The sequence below is a fragment of the Dyella amyloliquefaciens genome (assembly GCF_004296575.1).
Classification (GTDB): Bacteria; Pseudomonadota; Gammaproteobacteria; order Xanthomonadales; family Rhodanobacteraceae; genus Dyella; species Dyella amyloliquefaciens.
In genome coordinates, this window is the sequence record NZ_SAYT01000001.1 from 970,919 (window position 1) to 980,706 (window position 9,788).

Sequence of the window (9,788 nt, forward strand, 5' to 3'; positions counted from 1 at the left end):
CGACCGGATGATGGATGTTCCGCAAAAGAAACGGGGCGCCCAAAGGCGCCCCGTTCTCTACGGTTTTGCGTTGTTGCTACCGCTTACTTGAGTTCGGTCTGGCTGGTGATCACCAGTCCACCGCTCTCCATGCGCACATCGCCGCTCAACGTCTTGATGCGTGCGGCCTGTGCCTCCATCGATGCGAACTGCTGCTTCGAGTGCTCCGCAGCCGCCTTGGCCGTGGCCTGGGCTTCCGGATCGTCCGCATTCGTTTCGGCGGTGAGTTCCGCGATGTGCTCGGCCTTCTGCGCCATGGCCTTGACCCAGGCCTGGTACATCTCGCCACTCAGTTGCAGGCGACCGAGACGGCCCGCGTCGCCAGTCGGCGCGCCGAGCAATTCACCCAGCTTGGCGTCTTCGCCCTGGCCAATGGCCAGCGCGAGTGCCTTCGGGCCCATCGCGGCCCACACCGGCGTGCCCAGCGGCGCGGTGACTTCCGGCGGCAGTGCCACCGGCTTGCCATCGGTGCCCAGCTTCAGCTGCTGCAGACCCGAGACGGCCATCTGCGCCATGGCGAGAAGCCCGGCGGGATTGGAGGTGCCGATCAGGATGCGACCGCTGAACTTAGGCATGCTGTCGTTGCTGCCGGGCTCGAAGCTGTCGAGTGCCACGCGTGCACCGAGCAGATCGCCGACGGGCGGGACGGCAGCCTGCTGCGACATCAGGCCCAGCTTGGCGAAGCTGTCATTGAGGTCGGCCAGCGTGGGGCAGGCGAAGGGCTTGGCAGCCACGGCCTCGGCCTGCGCGCTCCAGAACGCACGCATCTGCACCATCGGCACGGCGATGCTGAGGTCGAACGGCGCGGTACCCGCAGCGCCCAGGCCCGGCAGCTCCACCTTGAGGCCGCTGAAGGCCTTGGTGATGTCGTCAGCCAGCGCCACGTCCCAGCGGATGTCCTGGTGCTTCTCGTCCAGCTTGGTGTAGCCGAAGCTCAGCGACGGCACGCGCGCGGCGATGCGCGTGGCATCGGCCTCGCATGCCGGGGAGACCTGGAGCTGATTGGCGACCGGTTCGCCGGTCTTGGCCGATTCGGCTTCGGCGCGCGCCTTGATCAGCGCGTTGAACATCGGGTCCTTGCCGCTGGCAGCCAGCGGCAGCAGGCGAACGAGATCGACCTGGCCGATCGCCCAGGGCTGGTAATCCTTGGCCTTGGCGAGCTTCTCGAGGCGACCGTCGTCCTGCAGGCTCTTCGTCGGGCGATCGAGGCCGAAGGCGAGGCGCAGGGTGGCTTCGGGCGCATCGGCTGGCAGCAGGGCGGCGACCGCCTGCTTGCCGACCACCGCCATCACCACCTGCATGCCGGCTTCCGCCGAGACGTGCCTGCGATAGTTCAGGCCACCGAGCGTGGCGGTCTCGAACGGCTTGCCATAGGCGGCTTCCAGGCGTCCCACGAAGGCGTCGAACGCCTTGGGATCGATCAGTTCGAAACGCACGACCGGCGACAGGCCCAGGCCGTAGAACGCCGAGTGGCCCTTCATGTTGAGGCCGGCATTCTGTGCGAACGTCTCGATGGTCTTGCCGTCCAGCTCGGCGATGATGGCCTTGAGCAGGCGCGAGGCGTCCGGGTCCTTCTCGGCCAGGTCATCGGCGGTGGAGCGCAGCTGCGCCAGCTCGGCCGGCAACTGGGTGTCCGCCTGGGCCAGCAGGGCCTTGCGGGTGTCGTCGTCCAGCACGTCGAGGTTGGCCACCACGTACGGCGTATCGGCCGGCACGAAGGCGAGGGGCGCGTCCTTGTCCTTGTGATGGCATGCAGCCAGCAGCACGCCGGCGAAGCCCAGCGCGGCAATCCGCGTCGTCGATCGCATGTCTATTCCCTTGAATGAAATGGGTGAGTCGCGCCGCGCATTATGCCCGGATTCGGGGTATGACGCGGCGCATCACGCGGGGCTCAGCGGCCCAGAACCTCGGCCAGCACGGCCATGCGCACGAACACGCCGTTGCCCACCTGCTCGAGGATGCGCGACTGTGGGCCGTCGGCCACTTCCGAGGCGATCTCGATGCCGCGGTTGATCGGGCCCGGGTGCATCACCAGTGCCCCCTTGGCCGCGCGCTCCAGACGGCGGTTGTCGAGCCCGTAGCGCGTGAAATAGGCCGCCTCGTCCGGCAGGTCGGTGGCGGCCATGCGTTCCTTCTGCAGGCGCAGCATGATCACCGCGTCGGCGCCTTCGATCGCCGCGTCGAAATCGTCGGTGATCACGCACTGCGGGAATTCGTCCTGCGAGGGCATCAACGCCTGCGGCGAGCACAGGCGGATTTCCTTGGCGCCGAGTGCGCTCAGCGCGTGCACGTCCGAGCGCGCGACGCGCGAGTGCTTCACGTCGCCGCAGATGACCACGGTGAGCCGGCTGAAATCCGGTCGGTGCTGGCGGATGGTGAGCACGTCGAGCAGGCCCTGGGTGGGGTGTGCGCGATTGCCGTCGCCGGCGTTGATCACCGACACGCCGCTCATCGCGTGGCGCACCAGTTCTTCCGGCGTACCGGACACCTTGTGGCGCACCACGATGGCGTCGAGGTGCATGGCTTCGAGTGTGTGCAGCGTGTCGAACAGCGCCTCGCCCTTGCTGGTGGAGGAGAAGCCGATGTCGAAGTTGATCACGTCCGCGCCGAGGCGGCGGGCGGCCAGCTCGAACGACGTGCGCGTACGCGTCGACGGCTCGAAGAACAGGTTGAGGATGGTGCGTCCGGACAGCAGGTCCAGCTTGCGCGTACCGTGGGCGCAACCGTCGCGCATGGTTTCCGCGCGATCGAGCAGGCGCTCGATGGTTTCACGGGGCAGGTTTTCCAGCGTGGTGAGGTGGCGCAGGCGTTGGCTCATGGCAGGCGATTGTCGTGGAAGGTGTCAGTGTCCGGTAGTCACGGCGCTGGCGAGCCAGCGTTCGAGAATCACGGCGGCGGCTTCGGCATCGATGGTGGCAGCATCGCGGCGTTTCTTCAGCCCCGCGGCGCGCGCGCTGGCGAAGCGCTGCGCGGCTTCGCGCGAGCTGTGGCGTTCGTCGGTGAGTTCGACGGGCAGGCCGTAGCGCTGGCCCAGCTTCTTGGCGAAGCGGCGGGCGCCACGGCTGGCGGGCTGCTCCTCGCCCTCCAGGGTCAGCGGCAGGCCCACCACGAGCGTATCGGGCAGCCATTCCTGCCGGAGAGCATCGAGCCTTGCCCAGTCGGGCTCGCCATCGCGCACGGCCGCCGTGCCGATGCCGCGAGCGCTGCCAGTGAAGCGGTTGCCGACGGCGATGCCGATCAGGCGACTGCCATAGTCGAAGCCGAACACACAGCTCATGCGTGGCCCGCGTAACCGGGCAACTGCAGCGGGTCGACGCCCACGAGGCCGGCGGCGGCGCTCCAGCGTTCCTCCAGCGGGGTGTGGAACACCACGCGCTCGCTGGCTTCGACGGTCAGCCAGGTGTTGTCCTTGAGCTCCTGTTCGAGCTGGCCGGCGCTCCAACCGGCATAGCCCAGCGTCATCACGGCCTGGCGCGGGCCTTCGCCCTTGGCCATGGCGACGAGGATGTCGCGTGAGGTGGTCACCGACCAGTCGGCGTTGATGCGGTAGCTGGACTCCCAGTGTCCGGGGTCGCGGTGCAGCACGAAGCCGCGCTCCTGCTGCACCGGGCCGCCGATCAGCACGGGCGCGTCGGCGACCTCCAGGTCGTTGCAGTCCAGCTTCATCTGCGCCAGCACATCGCCCAGGCGGTATTCGGAAAGCTGGTTCACCAGCAGTCCCACCGCACCGTCTTCGTCGTGCTGGCAGATGAAGGCCACGCCGCGCGAGAAGGGCGGCTCGGCCAGGCTGGGCATGGCGATCAGGAAATGACCGGCGAGGGACTGGGGCTGGGGATGGGGTGCAGTCATGGGCTCATTGTAAGCCCTGGGGCAGGGCAAGCGCCCGTTAGCACGAGGTGAGGAGATTGACGATGCGAGACGAAGGATCGCGGCCGTCCTTCGTCAGGATGAGGTGATCAGCGGCTCTTCAGCACGTCGTTCGGCATGAACTGCCAGGTGCGCGTGATGTTCAGCTCGTCGACGCGCTCCTTGTCGTTCGGCACGGCGGGGAAGGGGGCGGCGAGGCGCACGATGCGCTGCGCGGCAGCGTCCAGCAGCGGCTGGCCGGAGCTTTGCACCACGTCGATGCCCTTCACGGTGCCGTCGCGGTTGAGCGTCACCGTGAGCAGCACCTCGCCATGCAGGCCGCGGCGACGAGCCTCGTTCGGGTAGTTCAGGTTGCCGATGCGCTCCACGCGATCGACCCAGCCGCGCATGTAGGCGGCGTAGGCGTATTCCTTGGTGTTGGACGAGATGAACTTCTTCTTGGGGCGCTTGGCGTAGTTGTCGATGCTGTTGCGACGCTCGGCGGCGAGCTGCGCCATTTCCTGCTTGCGCTTTTCATCTGCCGCCGAATCCGGGAGATCCTGCGGATTTCGCTCCAGCTTCGCCGTATCGGTGTTGACGCTGTAGTGGCTGTTGCCGGTGGTGGTGAGCAGCTTGTCCGGGGTGGCTTCCTGCGGCCTGGGCGTCGCGGCTTCCACCGGCTGCGGCGCCACGCCCGGCGTGGGCGTGGGCAGCGGGCCGGAGAATGGCTGCGAGGGGCGCGATGCCTTGTCGTTCTCGCCGCCGCCGCTGTTGTTGGCCTGGGCCAGGAAGTCGGCCTTGTCCGGCGCCTCGCGGTTGGCGACGTCCACCAGCGTCACGTCCAGCGTGGGCAGGCTGGGCTTGGACTTCACATAGCTGAAGGTGATGCCGAGGATCAGCACGCCATGCAGCAACAGCGAGAAAAGCATCGTGGCGCCGAACATGTCGGCGCCGGTGCGGACAGCAGGTTGGCTCACGCGGCGCGGTTTCCGGTTCTCAGGCTTTCAATGACGTCGAACAGCTGGCCCGTGATATTAAGCCCGAACTGGGCATCCAGTTCGCGCGCACAGGTCGGCGATGTGACGTTGATCTCGGTGAGGTAGTCGCCGATCACGTCCAGGCCCACGAACAGCAGGCCGCGGCGGCGCAGTTCCGGTGCCACCTGCGACACGATCCAGCGGTCGCGGTCGGACAGCGGCACGCCCACGCCGCGGCCGCCCGCGGCCAGGTTGCCGCGGAAATCGCTGCCCTGGGGGATGCGCGCCAGCGCATAGGGCACTGGCTCGCCGTCGATCACCAGGATGCGCTTGTCGCCTTCGGTGATCTGCGGGATGTACTTCTGCGCCATGGTGAACTGGCGATGCTCGCCCTTGGGGCCGGCGGCGATCAGCGTCTCCAGCATGGAGTTGAGGTTGCTGTCGCCGGCCACCACGCGGAAGATCCCGCGCCCGCCCATGCCATCCAGCGGCTTGAGCACGACTTCGCCATGGGTGGCCACGAAGGCGCGCAGCTCCGCGGCGTCGCGCGAGACCAGGGTGGGGGCCATGCACTGGGGGAAGTGCATGGCGAACAGCTTCTCGTTGCAGTCGCGCAGGGCCTGGGGCCGGTTGACCACGGTGACCCCGTCGCGCTCGGCCAGTTCGGCCACCATGGTGTCGTAGATGAACTGGGCATCGACCGGCGGGTCCTTGCGCATCAACACCACGTCCATCTCACGCAGGTCGCGCCACCGGGGTTCCTCCAGCATGAACCAGCCGGAGGCGTCCTCGCGCACGGACAGCGGGGCCAGTCGCGCCCACGGCTCGCCGCTGCGGGCGGCCAGGTCGCCCTGTTCCATGTAGAGCAGCTCGTGCCCGCGCCGCTGGGCCTCCAGCAGCATGGCAAACGTCGTGTCCTTGGCGATCTTGATGGACCCGATCGGATCCATCAGCACGGCGACCTTGAGGGCCATCGTCATTCTCCGGTAGTAGAGCGCGTTCACGATCCCCGGCCGGCATCGGTCGGGGAAGAGCGGGGCAGTTTACGTGGTCCGCGGGCCGTATCCGCAGAGGGTCGGTCCACCCGCCCCCGGGCCCGTAACCTGTCAAGCCCTTCACCGACTGCATTCCCGATTCAATGACGTAGGACGCTTCACGCGAGATTTCAACTTGACGTTACGTCAGGCAGGCGGTAAACAGCTACGCACGAGTGCCTGCCGGCTGAGTGGATGTCGTACGTCGTTGGGGCTTTGCTGGATTTTCCTGTCCACCAGTGGCTGCCAGCATGTTGCCGACAGCTGCACGATTTTCCTGAGCCTGGGGCGGGTCGCAGGGGGGTGTTGTGAACTTGAACATAAGTGGAAATGGCCTGGCCGGCCTCAAGGTCATGGTGATCGACGACTCGAAAACCATCCGTCGAACCGCCGAGACCTTGCTTAAAAAAGAAGGTTGCGACGTGCTCACGGCTGTGGACGGTTTCGAGGCGCTCGCCAAGATTTCCGACCAGAAGCCCGCGATCATCTTCGTCGACATCATGATGCCGCGACTCGACGGCTATCAGACCTGCGCGCTGATCAAGAACAATCCTCAGTTCCGCGCCACGCCGGTCATCATGCTGAGTTCGAAGGACGGCCTGTTCGACAAGGCGCGTGGCCGCATCGTGGGCGCCGAACAATATCTGACCAAGCCGTTCACCCGTGACGAGCTGCTTGGTGCCATTCATCGACATGTCGCCACGGTGTAAAAACCGGCGGTAACAGGGTCTAGGGGGACCTGTGGCAAATATTCTCATCATCGACGACTCGCCGACTGACGTTCGCGTGTTCACCACACTGCTGGAGCGTGCCGGTTACAAGGTCGATTCCGTGGGCAACGCCGAAGAGGGCATCGAGCGCGTGCGCTCGGACAAGCCCAACCTGGTGATCATGGACGTCATCATGCCGGGCATGAATGGCTTCCAGGCTACGCGTACGCTCACGCGCGATCCGTCGACGTCGGGCATTCCCATCGTGATGATCACCACCAAGTCCATGGAAACGGACCGCGTGTGGGGCCTGCGCCAGGGTGCGCGCGCCTTCATTACCAAGCCGGTCAACGAAAAGGACCTGCTCGCCTGCATCAACGATCTCCTGCCGAGCGCGGCCTGAGGCAACGATGACCCAGACTGCCGCGCTCTCGCCCTTCGAAATTCTCGCCCGGTATGAGCAGCTCTCGCTCGCGCATGCCTCGGGTACGCCTGAGAAGCTGGAGGCGCCGGGGCTTTGGCGCGGCATCGGCTTCCGTGCGGGCAGTCGCCTGTTCGTCAGCGGCATCGACGAAATCAGCGAACTGCTGGCTCCGCCGGCACTGACCCAGGTTCCGGGCACGCAAGCCTGGCTGATGGGCGTGGCCAACGTGCGCGGCAACCTGGTGCCGGTGATCGATCTGGCTCGCTTCCTGTTCGGCGAACGCACCCAGCACACCGAACGCACCCGCCTGCTGGTCGTCCGTCAGGGCGGCGGCAGCGTGGCACTGGTGGTCGACGAAGTGTTTGGCCAGCGCACGGTGGATGCCGAGCAGCGTCGCAATGCACAACAAGAAGACGATCCGCGCCTGGCGCGCTTCGTCGACGAACGCGTGGGTGAACCCCTGCTGGCGGTGTTCAGCATGGGCAAGCTGGTGCGTGCACCGGATTTCCGCCAGGCCGCTGCGGCCTGACGGGCAAAACGTTGGAACATAAGTAGGGCCGGTGCCATTCGAGGCCGGATTCAGGGCGATGTACCGACATCTTTGCCGGCAAGGGCGGCGGGGTGTAGACGGGCGAGGTGAACGAAATGAGCACTACAGGGGGCATGGGCAAGGAGCGAGGCTATACCGGCCTCATCATTGCCCTGATCATCGCGTTCGGTTTCACGGGTGTGGACTTCGTCATGCTCACGCTGAGGGGCCGCGAGGACACCCAGGCCGTGGGTCTGACCACCCAGATCCAGGTGTTGTCGCAGCAGACGGCCAAATATGCGCTCGAGGCCGCGGACGGTAACGTCGATTCCTTCAAGGAATTGGAAACCAACCGCAACGCCATCGACTCGGCCGTGCAGCGCCTGCTGAAGGGCGACGAGAAGGGCGGCATGAAGCCCTACGCCGACAACAACGCCACGCCGGCCGGTCGGGCCGTCGCTGCACTGGGCAATGCCTGGGGCCAGCTCGACGCCGACATCGGCAAGATCCTCTCCAACAAGGCGCTGGTGGTGGACTCGTCCCAGCGCGCCTCGGCCCTGTCGCGCGACCTGCCGCTGCTGAACTCCAGCATGGAGCAGGTAGTGAACATCCTGCAGCAGCGCGGCGGCAGTGCGGAGCAGACCTACACGTCCGCCCGTCAGATGCTTCTGGCTGACCGCATGATCCGCCGAGTGCAGGAAGTGCTGCAGGGCGGCGACGCCTCGCAGCCTGCCGCTGACGGCCTCGCCCGCGACGGCCAGCTCTACGGCTCGGTGCTCAAGGGTCTGCTCGAAGGCAACGCCGAAGTGGGCGTGCGCGCCATGGGCGATACCAACGCGCGCAAGATCCTCGCCGACATGCAGACGCAGTGGGACAGCCTGCAGGATCCGGTTGGCAAGCTGGTTGGTGCAGCAGGCAACCTCAGCGACGTGAAGCGCGCAGGCAACCAGGCGTCGCTCGATTCGCAGAACGTGCTGCTGCGCGCCAATGAACTCGCCGACCAGATCGGCAAGCTGCCCACCCGTCGACTGTTCCCCAACCTGTGGTGGGGCGTGCTCGGTGCAATCGGCGCGGCAGCCTTCCTGATCGTCCTCGTGGTCCAGCTCGTGGCCGACCAGCGCCGCCGCTTCCAGGAGTCGACCGAACTCAACCAGCGTAACCAGGAGGCCATCATGCGCCTGCTGGACGAGATGGGTTCGCTCGCCGAAGGTGACCTGACCGTCAAGACCACGGTGACCGAAGACATCACGGGCGCCATCGCCGACTCGGTGAACTACGCCATCGACGAGTTGCGCACCCTGGTGACGACGATTAACGAAACGTCCGAGCAGGTGTCGTCCTCGGCCCAGGAAACGCAGACCACCGCGCGCCACCTGGCCGAATCCGCACAGCACCAGGCGCAGCGGATCAGCACGGCCACCACCGCGATCAACCAGATCGCGAGCCTGATGGATACCGTGTCCAAGGACTCCGCCGAATCGGCCGACGTGGCCGAGCGCTCGGTGAAAATCGCCTCGCGCGGCGCCGAAGTGGTGCGCGAGACGATCTCGGGCATGGACTCGATCCGCGACCAGATCCAGGAAACCTCGAAGCGAATCAAGCGACTGGGTGAGTCGTCGCAGGAAATCGGCTCGATCGTGGAACTGATCAACGACATTGCCGAGCAGACCAACATCCTCGCCTTGAACGCAGCCATCCAGGCGGCCTCGGCGGGTGAAGCGGGTCGCGGCTTCGCGGTCGTGGCGGACGAAGTGCAGCGCCTCGCAGAACGTTCCGCGAGCGCTACGAAGCGAATCGAAACGCTGGTGCAGACGATTCAGTCCGATACCAACGAAGCGGTGAATTCGATGGAACAGACCACCGCGGAAGTGGTGGCCGGTGCACGACTCGCGGAGGACGCGGGTAGCGCACTGGGCGACATCGAGCGCGTGTCGCACGACTTGTCCGCGCTGATTCAGAACATCTCCACGCAGGCACGTGAGCAGTCGACCGCAGCAACCGATATTTCGGTATCGATGAATGCGATCCAGGAAATCACCTCGCAGACCTCGCAGGGCGCGAGCCAGACGGCCGACTCGATCGGTTACCTGGCCCAGCTCGCAAGCGATCTGCGTCGTTCGGTGGCGCACTTCAAGCTGCCGGGTTGAGTTGTTGGCCGATAACGATTTTCACAGGGGGCAACCTCGCCGGTTGCGTGACAAAGCGTTACGTGGCCGCTGAGAGGGGCGC

At 66.1% G+C, this 9,788-nt stretch carries 10 protein-coding genes; 4 read left to right on the top strand and 6 right to left on the bottom strand.

Translation table 11 applies throughout. The features are described from left to right. Positions 1 to 83 precede the first annotated feature (83 nt). The 6 genes from EPB08_RS03990 to gshB form a co-directional block, all read right to left on the bottom strand. A complete protein-coding gene (locus EPB08_RS03990) occupies positions 84 to 1,847 on the bottom strand; it encodes a hypothetical protein (RefSeq protein ID WP_130617732.1) in 1,764 nt (587 codons plus the stop codon). A gap of 83 nt (positions 1,848 to 1,930) precedes the next feature. Next, positions 1,931 to 2,857 carry an aspartate carbamoyltransferase catalytic subunit gene (locus EPB08_RS03995; protein ID WP_130617733.1) on the bottom strand — a complete coding sequence of 309 codons (927 nt, stop codon included), beginning with the start codon at positions 2,855 to 2,857 and terminating at the stop codon, positions 1,931 to 1,933. 24 nt (positions 2,858 to 2,881) lie between these two features. Beyond that, entirely contained in the window at positions 2,882 to 3,316 is a 435-nt protein-coding gene (gene ruvX / locus EPB08_RS04000) for a Holliday junction resolvase RuvX (RefSeq protein ID WP_130617734.1), read from the bottom strand. Then, a complete protein-coding gene (locus tag EPB08_RS04005; protein ID WP_130617735.1) occupies positions 3,313 to 3,888 on the bottom strand; it encodes a YqgE/AlgH family protein in 576 nt (191 codons plus the stop codon). The genes ruvX and EPB08_RS04005 overlap by 4 nt, the downstream gene beginning before the upstream one ends. Before the next feature lie 107 nt (positions 3,889 to 3,995). Further along, on the bottom strand, positions 3,996 to 4,862 hold the full coding sequence (locus tag EPB08_RS04010) for an energy transducer TonB (RefSeq protein WP_229238202.1): 867 nt from the start codon (positions 4,860 to 4,862) through the stop codon (positions 3,996 to 3,998). Next, the gene (gene gshB / locus EPB08_RS04015; RefSeq protein WP_130617736.1) at positions 4,859 to 5,836 is read right to left on the bottom strand and encodes a glutathione synthase; all 978 of its coding nucleotides are present in this window, start codon (positions 5,834 to 5,836) and stop codon (positions 4,859 to 4,861) included. The genes EPB08_RS04010 and gshB overlap by 4 nt, the downstream gene beginning before the upstream one ends. A gap of 413 nt (positions 5,837 to 6,249) precedes the next feature. On the opposite strand from gshB, the gene pilG reads away from it, so the two are divergent. The 4 genes from pilG (at position 6,250) to EPB08_RS04035 (ending at position 9,706) form a co-directional block, all read left to right on the top strand. Next, positions 6,250 to 6,606 (top strand): twitching motility response regulator PilG, encoded by a 357-nt coding sequence (pilG, locus tag EPB08_RS04020; protein ID WP_051595671.1) that lies wholly within the window; start codon positions 6,250 to 6,252, stop codon positions 6,604 to 6,606. A gap of 31 nt (positions 6,607 to 6,637) precedes the next feature. Continuing rightward, positions 6,638 to 7,009 (top strand): response regulator, encoded by a 372-nt coding sequence (locus EPB08_RS04025; RefSeq protein WP_130617737.1) that lies wholly within the window; start codon positions 6,638 to 6,640, stop codon positions 7,007 to 7,009. A 7-nt stretch (positions 7,010 to 7,016) separates the two neighbouring features. Then, positions 7,017 to 7,559 (top strand): chemotaxis protein CheW, encoded by a 543-nt coding sequence (locus EPB08_RS04030; RefSeq protein ID WP_130617738.1) that lies wholly within the window; start codon positions 7,017 to 7,019, stop codon positions 7,557 to 7,559. Between the two features lie 116 nt (positions 7,560 to 7,675). Next, positions 7,676 to 9,706: a methyl-accepting chemotaxis protein gene (locus EPB08_RS04035; RefSeq protein WP_130617739.1), complete on the top strand. Its 2,031-nt coding sequence runs from the start codon at positions 7,676 to 7,678 to the stop codon at positions 9,704 to 9,706. The last annotated feature ends 82 nt before the right edge of the window (positions 9,707 to 9,788 follow it).